16 protein-coding genes and 1 pseudogene are annotated in these 23,177 nt (G+C 44.4%); 8 read left to right on the forward strand and 9 right to left on the reverse strand.

All coding sequences use genetic code 11. The annotated features are described in order from the left end of the window. The first annotated feature begins 386 nt into the window (after positions 1-386). The 4 genes from ACFO3G_RS07620 to ACFO3G_RS07635 all read left to right on the forward strand — a co-directional run bounded on the left by ACFO3G_RS07620 (position 387) and on the right by ACFO3G_RS07635 (position 9,995). Positions 387-1,781 (forward strand): DUF3945 domain-containing protein, encoded by a 1,395-nt coding sequence (locus ACFO3G_RS07620; RefSeq protein WP_380079561.1) that lies wholly within the window; start codon positions 387-389, stop codon positions 1,779-1,781. Positions 1,782-1,815: 34 nt separating this feature from the next. Beyond that, positions 1,816-3,945 (forward strand): type IA DNA topoisomerase, encoded by a 2,130-nt coding sequence (locus tag ACFO3G_RS07625; protein WP_380079563.1) that lies wholly within the window; start codon positions 1,816-1,818, stop codon positions 3,943-3,945. Between the two features lie 139 nt (positions 3,946-4,084). Continuing rightward, a complete protein-coding gene (locus tag ACFO3G_RS07630; RefSeq protein WP_380079565.1) occupies positions 4,085-4,516 on the forward strand; it encodes a DUF1896 family protein in 432 nt (143 codons plus the stop codon). After that, the gene (locus ACFO3G_RS07635) at positions 4,503-9,995 is read left to right on the forward strand and encodes an Eco57I restriction-modification methylase domain-containing protein (protein WP_380079567.1); all 5,493 of its coding nucleotides are present in this window, start codon (positions 4,503-4,505) and stop codon (positions 9,993-9,995) included. The genes ACFO3G_RS07630 and ACFO3G_RS07635 overlap by 14 nt, the downstream gene beginning before the upstream one ends. Before the next feature lie 88 nt (positions 9,996-10,083). On the opposite strand, the gene ACFO3G_RS07640 is transcribed toward ACFO3G_RS07635, so the two are convergent. Together ACFO3G_RS07640 and ACFO3G_RS07645 are read right to left on the reverse strand one after the other, a co-directional pair. Beyond that, positions 10,084-10,404: a helix-turn-helix domain-containing protein gene (locus tag ACFO3G_RS07640; RefSeq protein WP_380079587.1), complete on the reverse strand. Its 321-nt coding sequence runs from the start codon at positions 10,402-10,404 to the stop codon at positions 10,084-10,086. After that, positions 10,388-10,745 (reverse strand): annotated as a pseudogene (locus ACFO3G_RS07645) (helix-turn-helix domain-containing protein). Before ACFO3G_RS07645 ends, ACFO3G_RS07640 begins: the two are co-directional and overlap by 17 nt. A gap of 222 nt (positions 10,746-10,967) precedes the next feature. Between ACFO3G_RS07645 and ACFO3G_RS07650 the strand changes: the two are divergent. Beyond that, positions 10,968-11,231, forward strand: a complete 264-nt coding sequence (locus tag ACFO3G_RS07650; RefSeq protein ID WP_380079589.1) for a helix-turn-helix domain-containing protein — start codon at positions 10,968-10,970, stop codon at positions 11,229-11,231. A 52-nt stretch (positions 11,232-11,283) separates the two neighbouring features. Continuing rightward, the gene (locus ACFO3G_RS07655) at positions 11,284-11,586 is read left to right on the forward strand and encodes a helix-turn-helix domain-containing protein (RefSeq protein WP_380079569.1); all 303 of its coding nucleotides are present in this window, start codon (positions 11,284-11,286) and stop codon (positions 11,584-11,586) included. 48 nt (positions 11,587-11,634) lie between these two features. Here ACFO3G_RS07655 and ACFO3G_RS07660 read toward each other — a convergent pair whose 3' ends face one another. The 4 genes from ACFO3G_RS07660 to ACFO3G_RS07675 form a co-directional block, all read right to left on the reverse strand. Beyond that, positions 11,635-11,997, reverse strand: a complete 363-nt coding sequence (locus ACFO3G_RS07660) for a hypothetical protein (protein WP_006951737.1) — start codon at positions 11,995-11,997, stop codon at positions 11,635-11,637. A 6-nt stretch (positions 11,998-12,003) separates the two neighbouring features. Then, positions 12,004-13,206, reverse strand: a complete 1,203-nt coding sequence (locus tag ACFO3G_RS07665; RefSeq protein WP_380079571.1) for a site-specific integrase — start codon at positions 13,204-13,206, stop codon at positions 12,004-12,006. Between the two features lie 52 nt (positions 13,207-13,258). Beyond that, a complete protein-coding gene (locus ACFO3G_RS07670) occupies positions 13,259-14,488 on the reverse strand; it encodes a tyrosine-type recombinase/integrase (RefSeq protein WP_380079573.1) in 1,230 nt (409 codons plus the stop codon). A 244-nt stretch (positions 14,489-14,732) separates the two neighbouring features. After that, on the reverse strand, positions 14,733-17,138 hold the full coding sequence (locus ACFO3G_RS07675; protein ID WP_380079575.1) for a TOTE conflict system archaeo-eukaryotic primase domain-containing protein: 2,406 nt from the start codon (positions 17,136-17,138) through the stop codon (positions 14,733-14,735). A 720-nt stretch (positions 17,139-17,858) separates the two neighbouring features. Here ACFO3G_RS07675 and ACFO3G_RS07680 point away from each other — a divergent pair. Beyond that, complete coding sequence (locus tag ACFO3G_RS07680) at positions 17,859-19,187, forward strand: MATE family efflux transporter (protein ID WP_380079577.1); 1,329 nt, start codon at positions 17,859-17,861, stop codon at positions 19,185-19,187. Between the two features lie 150 nt (positions 19,188-19,337). Here the strand turns inward: ACFO3G_RS07680 and ACFO3G_RS07685 are convergent, their stop codons facing one another. The 3 genes from ACFO3G_RS07685 to ACFO3G_RS07695 form a co-directional block, all read right to left on the reverse strand. Beyond that, on the reverse strand, positions 19,338-19,718 hold the full coding sequence (locus ACFO3G_RS07685) for a (deoxy)nucleoside triphosphate pyrophosphohydrolase (protein ID WP_380079579.1): 381 nt from the start codon (positions 19,716-19,718) through the stop codon (positions 19,338-19,340). 234 nt (positions 19,719-19,952) lie between these two features. Then, the gene (locus tag ACFO3G_RS07690; RefSeq protein ID WP_380079581.1) at positions 19,953-21,218 is read right to left on the reverse strand and encodes a DNA cytosine methyltransferase; all 1,266 of its coding nucleotides are present in this window, start codon (positions 21,216-21,218) and stop codon (positions 19,953-19,955) included. Next, a complete protein-coding gene (locus ACFO3G_RS07695) occupies positions 21,190-21,624 on the reverse strand; it encodes a very short patch repair endonuclease (RefSeq protein ID WP_380079583.1) in 435 nt (144 codons plus the stop codon). Before ACFO3G_RS07695 ends, ACFO3G_RS07690 begins: the two co-directional genes overlap by 29 nt. 269 nt (positions 21,625-21,893) lie before the next feature. On the opposite strand from ACFO3G_RS07695, the gene ACFO3G_RS07700 reads away from it, so the two are divergent. Then, positions 21,894-22,973 (forward strand): HpaII family restriction endonuclease, encoded by a 1,080-nt coding sequence (locus ACFO3G_RS07700; RefSeq protein WP_380079585.1) that lies wholly within the window; start codon positions 21,894-21,896, stop codon positions 22,971-22,973. The last annotated feature ends 204 nt before the right edge of the window (positions 22,974-23,177 follow it).

Raw genomic sequence — 23,177 nt, forward strand, 5'->3', positions numbered from 1 at the left:
ATTTCTTCATGCTTAACCATTCGTTTTGACAACATTTCAATGATCTCTTTAGTGTTTTCGAACCGACTTTTGTCAGTTCTATTGTTTAACTTTTAATTTTTCGGTAAAAATTTACCGAAGTATTGTAGCGCAAATATAAGCAAATAAATTTGTTCTAACAAAAAAAAAGCAGTTTTTTTTGCTTATCACACAAAAAACGTGAGATAGGGTGCTATTGCCACTTGATGAAGTAGATAATTATTGACTTCAAACACATTCTTGATAAAGCCACTTCTATCCATATCGACGCCACAAGTACGCAGTTATTTCAAACCTATAACGCACACTGTTTCTTTGGTTTACTTTTGTCCGTGCACCGCTGTTGGTGTCATTAAATACATAGTAATATGGACGAAAAAATCAAAGACCAAGAAGTCCTTTTGGTCAAGGATCAGAAGGACGAGAGTCTCCGAGCCGTAGCCGGAGCAGATGAGAAAGGCGAACTGAAAACCGTACCGCCTACCGCCGAGCATGAACAGAGCTTCATGAAGTTCGACAAACACAGCAATGTGCTGGAGAATTTCCTTTCCAACTTCATGCGTCAGTTCAAGCATCCCACACCGTTGAACTTCTTCAAAGTCCCCTTTGAGAGTGCCGTTGCCAGCGCACGCGTACTCTCGGAAATGCTCAAAGCACCGGATGTCCCCTCCAATAAGGAGATGCTGGACTCCGCCCGTGTCAATCCTTCCGACTATGCAGGAGAGCAAAAACAGTCTTTTCAAGGCATTGACCCCGATAAGGTGAAGTGGGAGCAGTTCGAGCAGATGGGCGTAAGCCGTGAGAGTCTGGAAAAAGGCAAGCATCTTGATGACCTGCTTCAATACCGCAAGACTCCGCTTGTTCCCATCGCTATTAAAATCGGAGAAGTCTCTCTTTACACCGATGCCCGTCTTTCTCTGAAAGTCTCCGGAGACGGGACATTTATCCCTGTTGTCCACGCCATCCGCAAGGAACCTCAATTGGAGCGCGAGTTCTTCGGGCATACCTTTACCGATGAGGACAAGAAAGCCCTCAGAGAAACGGGCAACCTCGGTCGTACCGTGGAGCTGACCTTCCCCGGCAAAGATGAGCCGACCCGCAGCTTCGTGAGCATCGACCGCCTGACGAACGACATCATCGCCCTGAGTGCCGACCGAGTACGCATCCCCGATGAAATCAAAGGCGTGAAGCTGAGCGACGAGCAGAAAAAGGAACTTTCGGAAGGCAGAAGCATCTATGTGGAGGGCATGACCTCCAAAACGGGAAAGCATTTCAATGCCAACCTTCAATTCAATGCCGACAAGCGGTCGATTGAATTTCGTTTCGGCTCTCCCAAGCAGGAACAACGCCAAAGGCAAGCCACCGAAGGACAGGAACAAACGGAGCAGAAAGAATTGCGTGTCCCCAAGAAGATGCTGGGACGTGAAATCTCTCCCGAAGAGCAAGCGAAACTTAAAGCAGGTCAGACGGTCTATATGACCGGGCTTATCGACAAGAAGGGAGAGCCTTTCAAAGCCTATGTCCGCGCCAACTTCGAGAAGAACAAGTTCGATTTCCTCAAATGGAATCCCGACAAGTCCCAAACCAAAGAGGTCATTCCCGACAACGCTTCCCGCACGCAGGTCGCCGTCAATTCCGAAGGCAAGACCAACGAGGCTACCAAGCATGTAAAAGAGCCGCTCAAGCAGGGACAGACAGAGCCTACCACGGGGCAGGAACAAAAGCAAGAAGAGAAAAAGCGTTCCAAGGGAATGAAAATGTAATCCGCCACCACTAATATCCAAAAAGTAAGAACAAATGAAAGTCATCATAGCAGAAAAGCCGAGCGTCGCTCGTGAAATCGCCCGTGTCGTTCGGGCAACCAACAAGAAGAATGGTTATATCGAAGGAGGCGGCTATGCCGTCACGTGGGCATTGGGACACCTGATAACGGCAGCCATGCCCGAAGTTTACGGCATCAAGGGGTTCCACAAAGAGAACCTGCCGATTCTTCCTCCCGTCTTTACCCTTATTCCCCGTCAGATTAAGGAGGGTAAAGGTTATAAAGCCGATGCTGCGGCAGTCGCCCAACTCAAAGTCATCGAAAAACTCTTTCGGGAATGTGAGGGCATTATCGTTGCCACCGATGCCGGAAGGGAAGGTGAACTCATCTTCCGCTTTATCTACGAATACTTGGGCATTCCCCGTCCGTTCGACCGTCTGTGGATTAGTTCCTTGACGGACAAAGCCATCAAAGAGGGGCTTGCCCATTTACAAAGCGGCGCGACGTATGACAACCTCTATTATTCCGCCCGTGCCCGCAGCGAAGCCGACTGGCTGGTGGGCATCAATGCCACCCAAGCCATATCCATTGCGGCAGGGCGAGGCACTTACTCCTTGGGCAGGGTGCAGACTCCGACCCTCTGTATGGTCTGCTCCCGTTTCTTGGAGAACAAGAAGTTCGAGCCGCAGCCATTCTGGCAACTCAGCCTTACTGTAAAGGAAGGTGATGAGAGTTTCCGTTTTTCTTCTGCCGACCGCTGGTTTGATAAGACGGAAGCCACCGTCCTGTATGAGAAACTCAAACAGGCTCCTTATGCCACTGTAGAAACGATTGTGCGCAAGGAGACCAAGCAGGAGCCACCGCTTCTGTATGACTTGACCACCTTACAGAAAGAGGCGAACAGCCGATTCGGCTATTCGGCGGAACAAACCCTTTCGTTGGCGCAGAAACTCTACGAGAAGGCATACATCACCTATCCTCGCACGGGCAGCCGCCATATCCCCGAAGATGTCTTTGCCGAAATACCTGCCCTGATAGCCTTTTTGCACGACCATCCCGTCTGGGGTGTCCATGCCCGCCGACTGACCGAACTCAATACTCATTCGGTGGACGGCAAGAAAGTGACCGACCACCACGCCCTGCTCATCACGGGCAAGAAGCCGATAGACATGTTTGGAGACGAGGCGGTCATTTACGATATGATAGTCGGACGTATGCTCGAAGCCTTCTCCGCCCGGTGCGAGAAAGACATTACCACCGTAACCGCCTTGTGCGAGGGCATGAAGTTCATGCTCAAAGGGGAAATCATCAGGCAGGAAGGCTGGCGGAGCATCCTTAAAAACGAGAAAGGAAAGGACAAGGAACAGCTCGAAGCCGAAGAGCGGGAAAGCCGTGAGAACGGTGAGGGTGTCCTCATTCCGGAATGGAACGAAGGTATTCAACTTGACATTTCCGCCTGTTCGCTGGCACAAGGGACGACCAAGCCCAAACCACTGCACACGGAAAGTTCGCTGTTAGCTGCTATGGAGACGGCAGGTAAGGAGTTGGAGGACGAGGGACTGCGTGCACAGCTCAAGGATTGCGGCATCGGCACGCCTGCTACCCGTGCCGCCATCATCGAAACCCTCTTTGCACGCGAGTACATGGTGCGCCAAAAGAAGTCGCTCGTTCCCACGGAGAAAGGACTTGCCGTCTATTCCATCGTCAAGGAGATGAAAATCGGCAATGCCGAGATGACCGGACAATGGGAAGCGGACTTGGCGAAAATCGAACGGGGAGAATTGAAAGAGCGGGACTTCCGCAAGGGCATCGAAAGTTATGCCACACAGATTACCGACGAACTGCTCTCCTCCAAAATCCTCTTTCCCAAGAAACAGAGCGACATCCATTGCCCCAAATGCGGAAAAGGCTCACTGGTCTTCTATCCCCGATGTGCCAAATGTTCCGATGCCGATTGCGGTCTGACCCTTTTCCGCAGCGTGGCGGGCAAGAGCCTGACGGACGAGCAACTGACGCAGTTGGCGGTAAACGGAGAGACAGGCATCATCAAGGGCTTTACCTCCAAATCGGGCAAGAGCTTCGAGGCTTCGCTCTCCTTGGACGGAGAGTTCAAGACGGTATTTGTCTTTCCCGAACGCAAGAAAACGGGCAAATCCCGAAGGTAAATCCCCGTAATTTGCTAATTTTGCCACTGAATGATGCGGTCATAAACAATCATCTTGTTTTTACTGCGGATTTTAGTGGTGGCACTCGGCGGGGACGTCGAGTGCCTTTGCATTATATACCTCACTAAAATCATTCAAAATGACAGCCATTCATTTTTCATACTACGAGCTTTCCCTGCTCTCTTTTCTTCGGGAAAGCCATCCCGAAAAAGCCGTTGACATTCCTTTTATCAAGGAACGTGCGGCAGCCGCTTCTGAAGCCTATGCCGAAGCCTTCAATGCCGGACTTCCCATAGCCGAATGTATCGGCACTGCCAATAAGACACTCTATGCGGGTCTGCACTTCTCCCGCCACGATACCATCTCTTCCGTGCTTTGGAACGAGTTCTCCGCCGAAGTGCCGCTTGAAGCGGTCAGGGAGACCGCCATCCGCCTGCGTCCTCTCATCGAAGAGATATTCGCCAAGTATCCGATTTCGGACAAGTTCGCTTATACGCCCGAATACAACTCCCTCTATACGGAGCTTACGGGTTTTGTCCAACTAAAACTCGAAGAAGATGGCACACTATAACAAAAAGGAGCACCTAAGGGCGAATATAGAAGCCATCAAGACCATCTTTGCCCTGCATCGGGAACAGCGCGTGGCAACGGAGGAGGAAATGGAGGTGTTGCTGGCTTATACGGGCTTCGGGGCATTGAAGTGTATCCTCTCTCCTGCCAATACGATGGAGGACATCGCCCGATGGAACAAGTCGGAGCTGGAATTTTTTCCCTTGGTGATGGAACTGCATCACATCATTCGGGACAACACCGCTTCCGAGTCGCTGTACAAGAGCTATATGCAGAGTCTGAAAAACTCCGTGATGACCGCTTTCTATACTCCTGCGCCCGTAGTGCGGGAGATTGCCGCTTCCTTACAGGAGGCAGGCATCGTCCCCAAACGTATCCTTGACCCCTCGGCGGGAATGGGCGAGTTCATCCGCTCTTTTGATGGTATTGCAGCCGAAGGGCATACGACCTTCGGTTTTGAGAAAGACATTCTCACGGGACAGATGCTCTCCGCCCTGCATCCCGAAGACAAGATACGCATCCGGGGCTTCGAGGAAATCGAATCCAAGCTCAACGGTTCCTTCGATGTGGTCAGCAGCAACATCCCTTTCGGAGATGTGGCCGTCTTCGACCCTGTTTTCAGCAAGACGGACGAACCTGCTCGAAAGGTCGCCCGCATGTCCCTGCACAATTACTTTTTCGTCAAGGGGGTGGATATGCTCCGTGAGGGTGGCGTGCTGGCGTTCATCACCTCGCAAGGAGTTATGAACGCCCCAACGAACGAGCCTGTACGGGAGTGGCTGATGAACCATACCCGACTTGTCTCGGCAGTCCGCCTTCCGAATAATCTCTTCACGGAGAATGCGGGAACGGAAGTGGGCAGTGACCTTATCGTCCTGCAAAAGCAGAGCGACAAGACAAGTCTGACCGAAGAGGAACAGCGTTTCATCAAGAGTGAGAAACGCCCCAGCGGGGTGCTGTTCAACACCTATCTGCGAAGTATGTCGCAAATCGTGCATACCGAGTGGAAGCAGGATACCGATCCTTACGGCAAGCCTGCCATTCTGTTCCATCACAACGGTGGAGCGGAAGGCGTCGCCACCGATATGGGTAAAATCCTGCGGGCGGATTTAGCTAAACGCTTGGACGTGGCGTTGTATCAAAAGCATATTTTCATTCAGGAGCTGCCCAAAGTAACCGTTTCCGTTTCTCCCGAAGTCAAGCAGGAAGAGCCAACGCTTACGCCACCCGCTTCGACAGAGGAACAACCACACCAAGAGGTGGTGCAACCGAAAGAGGAACAGCCGACGGAGCACCCCCGAAGCAGTGTCACCCCGCAGGTACAACTGCTCGACCTTTTCGGCAATGTTATTCCGGAGGAAAAGCCCAAACGTAAAACTGCCGCAAAACAGAAGCCCGTTCCTTCACCTTCCCTTTTTTCCGAGGCTTCCCAAAGCGGTGAGACGGCACACGGACTGAAAGACACGAACGAGCTATGGTGGCAGCAGGACAAGGAGAAAGGGATGCAGCAGCGTCCCTATGAGGGCTTATGGCATGAACACCTCAGAGAGGGTTCTTTGCTGGCTTCGGACTTTCAGGTCGGAATGCTTGTCCGTGATATGGAGGACAACCGAATGTTCCAACCCATAGACCTCCCGTCCCGAGAGCGGCAGAAAATGTTGCTCTACATAGACCTGCGGGATGCTTACCACGCCCTCTATGATTATGAGGCGGAACGCAAGGTGGCGAATGAATCCTTGCGAGAGAACCTCAATGAACTGTACGACCGTTTCGTGCGGCTGTACGGGCATTTGAATGACCGCAAGAACCACGAGCAGATCCTGATGGATGCCGGTGGCAGGGAAATCCTCTTCTTGGAACGGAAAGTGGATAAAGAAACGCTCAAAGCCGACATTTTCCGTCAGCCCGTTTCCTTCAGCCTGCACGAGGTGACAGAGGTGAGCAATGCCCAAGAGGCACTTTCTGCTTCACTCAATAAATTCGGAGCGGTGGACACCGGGTATATGCTCTCTTTGCTTCCCGACACCTCCGAGGAAGAGATGCTCTCCGAATTGCACGGCAGGATTTACTATAATCCCTTGGAGGAAGAATATGAAATCGCCGAGAAGTTCATATCGGGCAATGTGGTTGCCGCTTCGGAGCGTATCGGACAATATCTATTGGAGCATCCGGAGGACACAAGGGCGCAAGCCTCCTTGCAGGCACTGAAGGATGCCATCCCCGAACCGATTCCTTTCGTGGACTTGGATTTCAACTTCGGGGAGCGATGGATTCCCGTAAATCTCTACTCCGATTATGCCTCGCACCTTTTCGACACGGAGGTGATGATACGCTACAATTCAAGTGCGGACGAATACTCCGTGGAAGCACGGATGCACAATGCCAATATCTGGGACAGGTTCTGTGTACGGGGACAGCATCGTCGCTACGACGGCATTGCCCTGATGAAGCACGCCCTGCTGAATACGACGCCCGACATCACCAAGAAAATCATGGTCGGTGACAAGGAGGTCAAGGTACGGGACACCGAAGCCATACAGATGGCGAATGCTAAAATCGACGAGATACGAAACGGATTCACCGATTGGCTGAACGAGCAGAGCGATGAGTTCAAGCAGCGGTTGGAGAAACTCTACAATGACACTTTTAATTGCTTTGTCCGTCCCAAATATGACGGCTCTCATCAGACATTCCCCGACCTCAACCTGAAAGGCTTGGGCATCGAAAGCCTGTACGACAGCCAAAAGGATGCCGTATGGATGTTGAAGCTCAACGGAGGCGGAATTTGCGATCATCAGGTGGGAGCCGGAAAGACGCTTATCATGTGCACCGCTGCTTATGAGATGAAGCGGCTCGGCTTGGCAAACAAGCCGATGATACTTGCTCTCAAAGCCAACGTGCAGGAGATAGCACAGACTTTCCAAACGGCTTACCCGAATGCCAAGTTGCTCTATCCGGGCAAGAACGATTTTACGCCCGACAAGCGGCAGCGGATTTTCCACGACATCAAGAACAACAACTGGGACTGCATTGTCCTCACGCACGACCAGTTCGGTATGATACCGCAGTCGGACGAGATACAGCAGAAAATCCTTCAGGACGAGCTGGACAGCGTGGAAGAGAACTTGGAAGTATTGCGTCAGCAAGGACGCAGCATCTCCCGTGCGATGGAGAAAGGGCTTGTCAAGCGGCAGATGAACTTACGGGCAAAACTGGACGAAATCAAATTCAAGATAGAGAACCGCAAGGACGATATAGTGGATTTCAAGACAATGGGCATTGACCATCTGTTCGTGGACGAGTCGCATACATTCAAGAATCTGATGTTCAATACCCGCCACGACCGTGTGGCAGGATTGGGTAACAGCGAAGGAAGCCAGCGTGCTTTGAATATGCTCTTTGCCATCCGTACGATACAGGAGCGGACAGGGAAAGACTTGGGAGCAACCTTCCTTTCGGGGACAACCATCAGTAACTCACTCACGGAGTTGTACCTGCTGTTCAAGTACCTGCGTCCCCAAGCCCTAGAAGCACAGAACATCAAGACCTTTGATGCGTGGGCTGCCATCTTCGCCAAGAAGTCGGTGGACTATGAATTCTCTGTCACCAATGAAATCGTGCAGAAGGAGCGTTTCCGCTATTTCATCAAAGTGCCGGAATTGGCGGCGTTCTATGCCCAGATAACGGACTATCGTACGGCAAAGGACATCGGTATTGACCGCCCCGAAAAGAATGAGATTATGCACAATATACCGCCCACTCCCGAACAGGAAGAGTTCATCGCCAAGTTGGTGGAGTTTGCCAAGACGGGTAATGCGGAATTATTGGGACGAGAGAAACTTTCCGAACGGGAGGAGAAAGCCAAGATGCTCATTGCCACAGATATGGCGAGGAAGATGAGTTTGGATCTGAGGCTTATTGACCCCGACAGGTACGGAGATCATGTGGACAACAAGGCTTCCCACTGTGCCGCTAAGATTGCGGAGTACTACCACAAGTTTGACGCACAGAAAGGAACGCAATTCGTGTTCAGTGACCTTGGTACTTACAAGCCCGGTGAATGGAATCCCTACAGCGAAATCAAGCGCAAGCTGGTGGAAGACCACGGCATACCCGCTCAGGAGATACGCTTCATTCAGGAAGCCAAGACCGACAAGGCACGAAAGACGCTCATTGCAGGCATGAACGAGGGAACAATACGCGTGTTGTTCGGTTCCACTTCCATGCTCGGCACGGGCGTAAACGCCCAAAAGCGTGCCGTGGCCATCCATCATCTGGATACGCCGTGGCGTCCTTCCGACTTGGAACAGAGGGACGGAAGAGCCGTGCGCAAGGGCAATGAAGTCGCCAAATTCCATGCGGACAACAAGGTGGATGTCATCATCTATGCCGTAGAGAAGTCGCTTGACAGCTATAAATTCAACCTATTGCACAACAAGCAACTCTTTATCGAACAGCTCAAAAACAACCGTATGGGTAGCCGTACCATCGACGAAGGAAGTATGGACGAGAAATCGGGAATGAATTTTTCCGAATACGTCGCCATCCTCTCCGGAAATACCGACTTGCTGGAAAAGGCAAAGTTGGAAAAGAAGATTGCCGGCTTGGACAGCGAACGGCAGGCGTTCATTCGCAGCAAGTCATCCTCCCGAAGCCGATTGGACGAAGTCGTGCGGACGGTGGACGGCAACAAGGAATTGATTGCCCGTTTCCAAAGTGACTGGGATTTGTACCAAAGCCGTGTACAGAAGGGTAAGGACGGCAATATTCTCAATCCGATAACACTCAAAGGGGTGGAAGGAAGTGACCCGAAACGCATTGCTGCCAAACTTTCGGAAATCAATGAGAAAGCCTGCACACGGGGAGAGTATTTCAATATCGGAACGCTCTACGGGTTTAATCTTGTGGTCAAGACGGAGTCCTCCTCCAAAGACCTTTTCGACCTTTCGCAGAACAAGTTCTTCGTGATGGGAGAAAGCGGAATGAAGTACAGCTACAACAACGGCAGGATTGCGGCAGACCCGCAACTCGCCTGTATGAATTTCCTGAATGCCATGGAGAAGATACCCGGCTTGATTGAGAAGTTTAAGGCTGACACGGAAAAGATAGCCAAGGATATTCCTGTTTTGCAGGAGGTCGTGAACGGCTCTTGGAAGAAGGAAGAGCAGCTTAAAGACCTCAAAACGGAACTTGCCGCCCTTGACCGAAAAATACAGCTCTCCCTAAAGCCCATTGAGCAGTCGGAGAGTCCGCAAGAGGAAGCGGAAATGATGCAGGATGGCGAAGGAACGAGGGAAGAAATGGAACGGTCACATCCGATTGAGCCGACTGTCACCGCTCCCTTCGTCAGCTCCTCTGCGGCTCAAACCGACAGACCGTTGGAAAGCAGCGGGCAGAGTATCTCCGCTACACAGCCCTCTATGGACGGACTGCCGCCGTCTCTAGCAGAAAAGGTGTTCGTTGTCAGACCGAAAATATAATCTGTAATGTTATCATCACATTCAAACGGCAGCCCCCGACTTGTCATTACGACAAAACGGGGGCTTTGCTGTTGCGTACAATCCGTATTTACGTGTCTTTGGGTGGTCTCTTCCTCTTGCGTTTGAGGTTTTCCGTAAAGTGGGTTTGCATAAAGGCAAGGATTTCCGATTCCAGATACCACGTCTTGTGATAGACGATGTGGTAAGGAAGTGTTCCCGAATCTCGGTAACGTTGCAGGGTTCGCTTGCTGATTTGGAGCATCAGGCACACCTCTTGGTTATCCAGCAACGGTTCTCCATTTATCATCGGACGTTGGGGTATGTCGGGAGCCGTCTGCTTCAAGTCATCGAAACGCTTCATGATGCGTTCCATCCATTCAAGAAAGGTCTCTCTATCCAATAGTTCCATCCTTAATCCTCCTGCTTTTGAGTTTGAAATTGTGTCGTAGCTCTTCCATTTTTTTTTGAGTTACAATAGAGGCTTCTGTTACGTATAGCCTCTTCGATGTCGTGCAGGTCGTAGTAGCAACGCCCATAAATCAGTTTTTTATAGCCGATTCTGTCTACGCTGCGTAACCGCTGAAGCGTGCGCTTACTTACACCGAGCATCCCGGCTAATTCATCGTTGGTAACGAGGCAGTTTTCATTCTCTGTTTTTGCCTTCTCTTCCTTCTCCACATACCGTAAGGGTTTCTCTATCTTGCCCATCAGTTCGTGGTAGGCTTTGCTATCGATTGTAATAATATCCATTGCTCTTAGAATTTGAATATGGTGCAAAGTTCGGGAGATGCTTTTACTCTTTTTCACTGGTTGTTAATAACATATGGAAGATTTTTATGGGAAGGCAGATCCACGGACAGACAGAAGCCTCCATATCGAAGCCACAAGTACGCAGTAAAGGAAATGCCGGTTTTGAATGCTTGCACCATAAGTACATTTGCACAAAGTGTAAAATCAAAAACAGACAAGAATATGGAAGTTGTAACAATCGAGAAGAAAACGTATGAAGCTATGATGGAATGTTTTCGCATTTTGACCGCCAAAGTGGATGCTTTGTGTAGGGAATGCGACGAAAGGCGTATGGGCAGGTGGCTGGACAATCAGGATGTCTGCCAGATCCTGAACATCAGTTTGCGTACCCTGCAAACCTATCGGGACAACCACACCTTACCCTATACGCAAATAGGCTATAAGATGTACTACAAACCGGAAGATATAGAGCGGTTGATAGAATAATCCGCCTCTCCATAATCAAAGAATTTATCACCACTAAATCCAATGTAAGCAGATGAGCAATGACGTAAAAACAAAGAACGATGAAGAAATCAGGCTCTTTTTCAGTGCCGGTGACCGTATGATGAAAGGGATAGATGCCCTAAGGAAAAAGAACAGACCCTTATTAGGCGGGCATCGTTACCTGACGGATGGCGAACTCTCCCACCTGTTGCATATCAACCGACGCACGTTACAAGACTATCGAAATGTAGGGAGAATCCCTTTTATTAAACTGGGTGGGAAAGTTCTCTACAGAGAAGAAGATGTGGAAAAACTGTTGCAGGAGAATTACCGTCCTCGGTTTGAGAAACCTTGACAAGAAACAGGCAGTAAGAAGCACCTTTCTTACTGCCTGTTCTCATATTCAACTGTACCATCCACCTTTGCCATAACACACAAGTAGCGGAGGACTTGTTCTCTTCTTTTCGGTCAGTCTTCTGATTATCCATTTACGGAAACTTTTGGCTTGTGGAGAAGCAAAACGAAATGACAGCATCGTTATCATTTCAATGTTATATAAATCCACTGCACCGCCCTTAAACAATAGCGTTTGCATCACCTCATCTTCTCTGAGTAATCCTTCTTTGAAGATAGACTTGATGTGGCTGTTTACTTTGCCGGAGAATACGCCGAATAAATCGGCTATTTCGCAAGCCGACATCCAAATGGAAGTCGTAGGAACGTGTACGTTCCCATTCTCCTCAATGGTTATGAATTCTCTTTTCATAGTAATTCAATATTCATTGTTTTTTCTCCTTTCTATTAACCTGTCCATATCCTCTGCAATCTTCCTCTCGGAAATCTTCGCATAGGTCTGCGTGCTGGTGATGGAGGCATGCCCCATCATCTTGGCAATGCTCTCCGTACAAATTCCCACGGAAATCAAAAACGATCCGAAGCTGTGCCGGGCTTGATGGTAGGAGAGGTTTTCCTTTCGCCCGATGATAACACCGAGCTCGTGTATTTCGAACCACATAGAGTCCCTGCTCGGCAACGGAAATACCGGCTGCGTGTCATCGGTCGTATTGTACAAATCAAGTATCTGCTCCGCTATCGGATGCAGAGGAATGAATGACTCTACTTTCGTCTTCTTACGGTTGATGCGAATGTATCTTCTGTTGTCGGCAGTCCGCCCGATATGGTGCGGATACAGCAGCTGGGTATCGACATAGGCAAGTCCCGTAAAACAGGAGAAGATAAAAGTCCTGCGAGCCAATTCCTTCAATGGATCATTCGCGGGCAGTTTCAGTTCCAGCAGTTGTTTGAGTTCCGCTTTACTGATGTGCATCCGTTTGGAGGGCGGTTTCTTCTCATACTCCAACTCTTCCAGAGGATTGGCACGGATAATCTCATAGTCCACGGCAAGATACATCAGTCTGTTCAGCCAACAAAGACAATGGTTGGTCTGCGATGCCCCGAAGTTCTTGTACCGCTTCAGGTAGACCTTATATTCCCGTCCGAATTCCTCGGTGATGTCCGAAAAGGCAATATCCGTCTTGCCTTTCGAGTCCAAGAACTCACGGATATAGCTCTGGTAATACCGAGAACTCCTGTAGGTCGAAGTGGAGTCGATTTCCTTGGAGCGGACGGCAAGGCGTTCCCGCTCCCTTTCTCCCATTTGGAGCAGATGGGTGGGAACTATCATATGACCTGCAATTTTGCTTTTCAATAGTTCGGCACTGACCACACCCTGCTCTTTGAGCATTTCATCATAGAGCTGCTCCGCATGCTTGCGGAACTCTTTCAGGCGGTTGTTCGTCCGCACGTCAGCGGTCTCCGCCTTTTTTGCATTCCATTGTTTGGGATTGCAAGTAATACCCGTGGTTATCGTCGTGCTTTTCCCGTCGATGGAGATTCGGCAAAGTACGGCGGTCGTACCGTCCGTACGGACTTTGCTTCGATTGATGTATAACAATAAAGAGAATGTACTGCGCATGATTGTTTCATTGTTTGTTGATTTTCACTCTGATTTCTATATGTCTGTGCGTTTATAATACAAGTTTGAGGTCTTTTGTCGCCTCGATATATTTGTCCATATCCTCGAAGAGTTTCTTGGGCGTAACCTTCGCATAGACCTGCGTAGTTTGCAGGTTCGAATGCCCTAGCATCTTGCAGATGGTCTCGATGGGAACACCGGCTTCCAAGGTAATCAGCGATGCAAATGAATGTCTGCCGGCATGGTAGGTCAAGTCTTCCCTGATGTCGGCAAGGATAGCCAGACATTTCATGAGGCGACGCATATTGGAATAGTGCAGCATCGGAAAGAGTGTAGGACGGTTGTCGTCCCGGTACTTCTCTATCAAAGTAAGGGCTTCGGGCAGCAGCTTGACACAGGCACGAAGTTCGTTTTTCTTGCGGCGGTATTTGAGCCACAGACTGCCGCTGTCATCCGTAAACAGGTTATCCCGTGTAACGGAAACGGCGTCGGCATAAGCTGTTCCGGTATAGCAGGCAAAGAGAAAGAGATCTCTTGCCAAGATATGGGAAGTGCGATGTTCAGGGATTTCCAAGTCACGGATTTTCTCGAAGGATTCCCGGCTTAGGGCTTTCGGCGTTTTTTCCTTTGGTTGAGGAAGGCTAAAGTGGGCGAAGAAGCACCTGTCGACATGTCCTTCCTTGTAGGCTTTTCGGCATACCTTCTTGACGATAGCCAGATAGTGCCGGCAGGTATCTATGGCAAGTCCTTTTTCATCCAAGATGAAACTCTGATAGTCATGAATGAACTGCTCCGTCATCTGACCGAAAGCGACGTCTTTGGTGCTAAACTCCTTTTCGATGAACTCTGCCAAGGTTCTTCGGGTATAGATATAGGTAGGGTAAGTTCCCTTTGCACGGTCTATCCCGATGCGTTTCCTCAATTCCTCGCAGACAATGTCCGTCATTCTCAACAGAGTCATCTGCGTTCCGAGACTTCCTTGAAACAGGTTTTTGACGGCTTCCGCATCGAAGTCTGCTTTTCTTTCCACAAGCGTATCAAAAGCAGAGTGAATGGAGAGCAGCAGTTTGTCCAGTTTCGCATTGGTCTCTACGGCTTCATGACTCTTGCCCTTCAGACGGCTTTCACGAGGATTCCATAAGTCGGGAGTACAGGAAATTTTGCAACTGAACTGCACCATCGAATGATTGACGGTGATGCGTCCCATAATGGGCGCTTTGCCCGACTTGTCCAATCGGCTCTTTTTGAGGTAGAGCAACACCTTGAATTTTTCTATTTTCATACGCTTTAATTTTATGGGCAAAATTACCCGTTGTTAAAGCGTTCTTTGATAAGCAAAACGTTGTGGAACAGCGAGATAGAACCCATGTCAGAAAAACCTTTCCTTTTTCCGTTACCTCACCACACTAGGGAAACCAACGGATAACGGTTTGGTAACCGAAAGGATTCAATATTCCGTGTTGAACTGCTTTCCTATCATACTCGCAGAATATAGAAAATCAGCTAATTCACAACCGGTTACTAGTTTATTCTCTATGTTCTTCCAATTCCTCAAATGGAAAGTATTTTCCACATGGCACAACATTTTCTTTTCCCGGATAATCTCTGTGCAATCGTCCAGCGTATTGTGTAAGTATACCTTTCCAAGATATAGGTGTAGCTAAGAAGAGGGTGTCAAGTTGAGGTAAATCAAACCCTTCTCCCACATATTTCCCTGTTGCTATGATTGTACATTTGTCATCTTTTTTGAGTTGTTGAATTTGAATTGTTTTTAGTTTTTTGACCTTATCCGGGTCAGATCCTGTAAGGGTGATAACCTTATGGTTGTTTGTTTTAAGCATTTGTGCAATAAGGTCAACATGACTCTTTCTGTTGGTAAGAACAATTGGAAATCTTCCATCAGATAATACTTTTGAAATATCATCAACGATAAGTTTGTTTCTCTTCTTATCAATAACCATATCTGCTATCATTGAAGCGTAATTTCCGTTTGGTTTAGATAGGTTTCTATACGATGTAAATCTGGGTATTAGAATTCTTTCAAAGGATTGTTGCTCCATCATTTGTAGGGCATTCATAGAATATCGTATTGCTCCGCATTGCATGAAAATAATAGGTTGAAGGCCATCTTTTCTGACAGGAGTAGCAGTAAGTCCATATACGTATTTGGCTGTTGCAAATTTGAGTACTTTTTCGAATGACAATGATGATACATGGTGACATTCGTCTACTATAATCATGCCATAATTTCTAATGAATGACTTTACTTCATTGTTTTCAAAGCAGGACTGAATAAGTGCTATGTCGATATTGCCTGTTAATGAATCTCTTCCAGAATCAAGAGAGCCGAAAATTGATTGGGTTTTATTATTAATACTTTTATTTGTTTCTTCTACTTTCGAATGTCTGTTTTCTACTGTAAGAAATTCTTCAAGTTTTCTTTTCCACTGATTTAGTAGTGATTTTGTATGAACAAGAATAAGTGTGTTTACATGTCGTTTATTTATCAATTTGATTGCTGCAACAGTTTTTCCAAAGGCTGTGGTTGCATTTATAACTCCATTCGGGCTTTTCATTAAAATATCTACAGCTTCTTGTTGCTCTACTCTCAATTCTCCTTTAAAAGTTGTTTTAATAGGATGCCCCACATTTGTTTTGTCTTTTATCCTTAATGTACATTGATGTTGTTTACACAAATCCTTGAGGGCATCTTCGCATCCTCGTGGAAGAGAAAGGAATAAATCATCTATAATTTCGGCAGAAGTAATGATTCTGGGGACATTATATGTGGGTAGTCGTAAAGCTTGCTTCATATAGAATTGTGGGTTTCTAAAAGAGGCTATGCGTTTGAGATAATTAATAACTTTTGGTTTGATATTATTTAGAGAGATATATAGACAATTTGATCGGATAATCTCAATTGATGCTGGAAAGTCTTCTCCATTTAGTAATGTTTGTGCAGGAAGTTCCCATGGTATTTTTTCGTTTGTAGTAGATAATGAAGTTTCAACAGCTTTATGTTGTTGAAGGATAGCTGAAATATCATCTTCTGTAATTTTTTTCTGATTCAAAAGATAATACCATTGATCTTTGAATGCTTCGAATTTTTCATTTACAAATACAGCATTTCCTTCTCTTCGAGCTTTTCCTTGAAGAGGAAGGGCTATTAGGTTGCCCAATCCTCCTTCGGTCAGATAATCTTGATTTGGTATGAAACGATCATAAGATTTGAACGATAATGTAATATTTCTATTCATCGCCTCTTCTAAGATGCAATTTCCAAGTGAGCGTGCTTTTTTGGCTGTTATTGGATTCTCGAAAAAAATCCAGACATGAGCACCTTTTCCACTTCTTGATCGTTCAATTGCGAATGGTATATTCCAGTCTTTGCAAACTGAGACAAAAGACAAAACATCTTTTTTATATCCATGGATACATGATTTATCATCGAAGTCGGCACATAGGAAAAAACAGGAATTATTCTTGAGAATGGGATAAATACCAACAACATCTTGTCCATTGATATTTTTCCCCGCAAGATGGGCATAAAGATCATTGTAGCTTATAGGCCTAAAATGTCGATTTGGACAATCTGAACAGCGATATTTGCGTTTGTCGCAAAGATTTATCTTCCATTCATTTATGCATACCGGTTGATAGCCGGACTTTTGAGAGGAAGAGCTATACCACCTTTTGGCAAATACATCTGTACGCCCTTTGAAATAGCTTTCAAATAGTTGAACTTTTTCTTCTAAAGATAGATGTTGGTGTATGTCGACAATGGGATTTCCTTTGCATCTTCGCTCTTTCTTTTCTTTCGCTTTTATTGGAGTCAGTTGCTCGATCTGTGCTTTTAAGTCTGCATTTTCTTTTTCAAGTTTCCTAATTCGATTGATTAACTCGTCATATGTTTTATCTTGATTGTTTTTCATTGACATTACAAATGTTATTTGGGGATGATAAAAGTTTTAAACCTTAAATCTTTCATCCAAAAATAGGTATAAAGAGTTTGATTATAACCAATAAAGATCTCTTTCGCGATGGTATTTATTTATAAATCTGCTCCATAATCAATGGTTTAAATATCAAATCATGAGTTTTGGGTATTATTTGGAAACGTGTTTTCTCTTTGATATTCTAATACTCTTGGACTAAAAAGAAAAGCGCTCCAGATAATAAAAGAATGATTGAATTTGATGTGTTGAGAATTTGTTTTTATGAGGAAATAACTTATTTAAAGGACGAAAGATCTATTTGGATTATAATAGTGTTGGGAAAATCTTCTTTTATCTCTTTTCAATATTTGCCTGAGCAATTAAGTTTTCAAAGTCCGGTGTTGCATTTCTTTTGATCTTATGTGTCGAATTTGTTTGCTTGGCAGGCTGTATGATGAATGTTTGGTTATAATCATTACTTTTAGAAGCTGTTTGTGATTTAGGTAAAAATCTCTTTATAGATGGAATCTCTTGCTGAAGATATATTTTGATTTATTGAACAAGGAAGTATAGAGGTGTGAGCTTTAATGTCTTAAAATTAATGGATTGCCATGACTCTATATTTATTTCAATATGTTGGTTGAAAATAATTCTTAAGCCTATAGCCAAATAAATCTAAACAGTTTTGTTGAATGTTGTTTTTGAGAATTTGTTTTGATGGATTTGACTCAAGGAAATATCCGTAAGACTTTGATCTTATTTACATTGCCTATGTTGTTGGGAGCTTTGCTTCAGCAATGTTACAATGTTGCAGACTCGATTATTGTGGGGCAGTTTTTGGGATCTATGTCTTTGGCGGCAGTTGGTTCGGCCTATGCTTTGATGACTTTCCTTTTATCTATCTTTTTGGGGCTTTGTTTAGGTAGCGGTACGGTTTTTTCATTGCATTATGGGGCCGGTAAATTATCTCTTATGAGAACCTCGATATATGTCTCTTTTGTCTCTATTGGGCTTATTTCGTTGGCCGTTATGGCTGTTGTGATTGGGTTCTTGGATTTTTTCTTACATCTATTGCATGTTCCTTCCGATGTTTACCCGTTTATGCGCTCATATCTGAACATTGTTTCTTGGGGAATACCATTTGTTTTTCTGTATAATTTCTGTGCCTATCTCCTAAGATCCGTAGGAGAAGCTTTGGCTCCATTATGGTTTTTGGTAATTTCTGTAATCTTGAATATTGGCCTGGATCTGTTTTTTGTAATCTATTTACATTCGGATGTTTCCGGAGTGGCTTGGGCAACGCTCCTTGCACAGGGTATTGCTGCTGTCACTATGCTCATATATACTTTGCTCAAGCGAAAAGACCTTATTCCGAGGCGTGAAGAATGTAAGATGCGGAAATGTGTTTTGACGGAACTTCTTTCATTTTCGGGGATTACATGCCTCCAGCAGTCTGTGATGAATTTTGGTATTCTGATGGTGCAGGGACTTGTCAATAGTTTTGGAGCCGTGGTGATGGCTGCTTTTGCTGCCGGCGTAAAGATTGATTCTTTTGCCTATATGCCAATGCAGGAGTTTGGTAATGCCTTTTCAACATTTGTTGCTCAAAACTTTGGAGCTTCCAACAATCAGCGGGTGCGTAAAGGTATCCGTACTGCGTTGAGATTGTCGATTGCTTTTTCACTTCCTATATCTGCTCTTGTCTTTATTTTTGCTCCTGAACTGATGGCCTGCTTTGTGCCTTTGTCTGATGTTGAAGTAATTCATATTGGTGTGAGCTATCTTCGCATAGAGGGGGCATTTTATATCGGTATTGCTATTTTGTTCTTACTATATGGTTATTATCGTGCCATTCGTATGCCTCAGATGTCTTTTATACTTACAATTTTCTCTTTGGGAATAAGAGTTGTGTTGGCATATATCCTTTCCTCTATTTCTGCCTTTGGTGTTAATGGAATTTGGTGGTCAATACCCATTGGATGGGCAATCGCAGATGCTATTGGATGTGGTTATTATTATATACTTAAGAGAAAATTTGCTGAGTAAGTATTGATTGTGTGTAGAACTGAATAGACTTCGTTTGTATGCTATTTATCTCCTGTTTTACTATGAAGAATATCATTGGAAGTAGGTGTTGACAAGAGGATTGAAGTCTGTATATTAATCTTTATTCATAGGATAATTTTGGAAGTTAAGTTATTCTTGAAGCAATCGTACTGTTTTGATATCTGCTGGTAGCCATTTTAAGTTGTTGAGGTCTTTGGCTGGCAGCCACTTCAGGGCTTGATGTTCATTGAGTATTGGTTTCCCTTCAATCATCCTACAAAGATAGCTGTGCATTGTAATATGAAATGTTGGGTAGTCGTATTCAGTTGTGCATATCCATTTTTCGACTTCAATAGTTAGAGATAGTTCTTCTTTAATTTCTCTTATTAAGGCTTCTTGTTTTGTTTCACCGATCTCTATCTTCCCTCCTGGAAATTCCCATTGTCCCCTAAATGGTCCATCGCCTTTTTGAGTGGCTAAGTATGTCCCATTATTGTAAATAACAGCTGCAACTACCTCTATTGTTTTCATATTATTCTCTTATAGTTGTTTGAATAGGCACAATATTACGAATTTTTATTCGTCATTAACTTTGGTCTCTTGTGAATGTAACCTTAACTTTACCGGAAAACTTTTTTAGACATGGATTTAGTAGAAGGTGTTTATGATACAAAATAATAAGCGTTGCCAATGAATATATATTTTCGGCAACGCTTACAATAAGTTACTAGAACTATCAATAGAATAGTTTGTTTCTTATGTGCTTTACATAAACTTAAGAGCTTTAATAATTTGTTTGGCAGTTTCTCTGATTGCTGGGACAGCTACTGAGTTTCCAAATTGTTTGTATGCTGATGCATCAGCTACCACGATTTTAAATTCATCCGGGAATCCTTGTAGTCTTGCCCATTCTCTTGGTGTCATTCTACGAATTCCATTTCTGTTTACTTCTCCCTTTATATTAGTGACCGGAGTAAAGTTTGTAAGTCTATTGTCAATAACTAAGTTTCTTTCTCTTCCCATTCCTCCACATACCACGGCATTTGCTATATCATCATCAGATATAATAGCATATCCAAAACCATTCCCTTTTGCAGCATGTCTTTCTTTATGTGTAATGAGTGTATTTAGGTATTGCGTTGATAAATAATACTTGACAGAAACTTCTTTTTCTTCTTTGATGTCCTTGAAACAGACCTTCTTATTTAAAGGTTCAGGATATTCAAAATCAGAAACATCGGTTTGCTCCGGATCAAAGCCAACAATAAATACTCTTTCTCTATGCTGAGGAACTCCAAAGTCTTTTGCATTAATAATTTTTGGATTGGGTACATAGTACCCGAGATCATCCCTTAGTGTGTTAAGAATTACCTCTATTGTTCTTCCTTTATCATGATTCAACAAACCCTTGACGTTTTCAAGGAAAAATGCTTTAGGTCTTTTCCGTTTTAATATTTCTGCTACATCAAAAAATAGTGTACCTCTTGTTTCTTCGAAGCCTCTACGTTTCCCGGCAATTGAAAATGCTTGACATGGAAATCCTGCACACAGTATGTCAAAATTGTCTGGTATGAATTCCTTTACTCTTTCTTTTGTTATATCTCCAAATGGAATTTCTCCGAAATTTGCATCATATGTTTCCTGTGCCTTTTTGTCCCATTCAGATGAGAATACACATTTTCCTCCCAAACTTTGCATTGCAATTCTAAATCCACCGATTCCGGCAAAAAGGTCTATGAATGTAAACTTTGGTTTCTTAGGCTCAGGAAAAGGAATATCTGCATTAATGTCGAATAAGTAATACTGCATAGCATCATCTATCCTTTTATAATAAGTTGAATCAGCCTTATTTATTGAAAGATGTGCTTCGAGTATTTTTGTCACATAGCTTTTTGCTTCTTGTTCAAGAGATAGATTAGTCTTATTATGAAGATAATGAGTGTATGCTGCTGCCCCAAAGTCTTCCTCTCCGTAATTATGAAGTTGAATCTTAAATATTGGGTCATTGCTTTGTCTTTTTATATTTCGCATCTGAAATGGCTTTTAATACAATTTGAATACATTTGTTTGTGGACTTTTTTACCTCTTCACCCCAAAAGCGAAGGACTGTCCAACCATGATTAAGAAGATAATTATTCACTTCTTTGTCTCTTTCTATATTATGTTCTATTTTCCGAGTCCAAAAATCGATGTTGGATTTGTGATCAAATTTTTTGATCTCCCAATCTTTACCATGCCAAAATTCACCATCAATGAAAATTGCAATTTTGTATTTCTTTATGCAGAAATCCGGTCTACCGAAGATATCAGGAACATTCTTTCTATATCTGCAACCGCTTGCCCATAAAGCCTTACCAAACATTACTTCAATTTTGGTGCCTTTAGACTTGTTCGCTTGCATATTCTTTTTTCTCTGTTGAGGTGTAAGTTTATCCACTACTCTGTATAAGTTATATAATTAAAAGGAACCTGATCCTAATATGTATGAATAATATCTTTAGTACGCTTCATTTGACAAAGGTATAAAATTGGTATGAAGAGTTTGAAGATATCCATATTAGAACAAATGTGTCTGAATTCTTATTTGATGTATATGCCTTGAATCCTTACTTTTGTAAATAATATATATGATATAATTAAGTCAACGAGTTTCTTTTTTGTATCCGGTTGAAATGAGTTTGATGATTATGGATAAACCTATAATGTATGATTACAGCAAATAAAGGTGAATGGAGTGAGATATATGCCTTTTTTAAATTATTGGGTGATGGTATCCTTTATGCGGGCGATCAGAATCTTGATAAGATAAATGACTTGTTCTATCCTATTATAATGATTCTCCGAGAGGAAACAGAAGGAAGTTTCAATTATAAAAGAAATGCACAAGATGTATCTATACTTAATTCTGATAAAGAAGAATTATTACGAGTTCCTGCTGATGTGTTTTTGGAAGAGGCTGAAAAATTATTGAGAGTTATTAATTCGGGAAAGGGTGCATTTGCAGCCCCTAAGATTGAGGAATTTATGAATAATATCTTTTGTTATTCTGTAAAAGCTAAGCCTTCGGATAAAACGGATATTAAAATAGTTCTCCATGACAAGAGAACAAAATTAAATTCTTTGATGGGGTTTAGTATTAAGTCTCAGCTGGGGAGTGATTCGACATTATTGAATGCCGGTAAGACTACTAATTTTCGTTATCGGATTGTTGGTGGGTCTTTTTCGGACTCTGATATTGATCGTATTAATTCTATTACCGGTCGTACTAAAATTATTCAGCGTGTTGATGCAATCAGAAACAATGGTGGAAAGCTTGTTTTTGATTGTGTTGATGATAGGGCCTTTCGCAACAACTTACTTTTGCTTGACAGTGATTTAGGTAAGATCCTTGCCGAACTTTTAGTATTGCAGTTTCGTACCGGTATGAAGCAGCTTCGTGACCTTGTCTCATGTCTTACCCAACTTAATCCTTTGAATTATGACAATGTCACCTCTGTGCCGTACTATGAGTATAAGATTAAGCACTTGCTTACCTCTACGGCTTTAGGTATGGTGCCGGGATCTCCGTGGACCGGTCGTTTTGATGCCAATGGCGGATATATTGTAGTGAAGAAAGACGGTGACATTGTCTGTTACCATTTTTATGATCGCAATCGTTTTGAGGACTATCTTTTTAATAATGCATATTTGGAACGCCCCAGTAGTTCAAGGCATGAGTATGCTTCGATTATTAAAGATTCGGATGTTCTCTATTTTAAGCTCAATTGTCAGATTCGTTTGAGGTAGTATTTTTGATACTTCAGAATATAGCGATGGGGTATAGTATGCATTTTGTCATCTATACCCCATCTTAGTCTATATCTAGGTAGTATCCCAAAAAGTGTGTAAAGGAGGTTTATCTTTGAGTCAAAATTAATCATTTCAATTCATTGTTTTGTTCATCCGTCAGGCGGGCATGAAAAACACCGGGGGGATTGGCGTCCGCCCGGG

This window comes from Falsiporphyromonas endometrii (assembly GCF_042654485.1).
In the GTDB taxonomy this organism is placed as follows: domain Bacteria; phylum Bacteroidota; class Bacteroidia; order Bacteroidales; family Porphyromonadaceae; genus Porphyromonas; species Porphyromonas endometrii.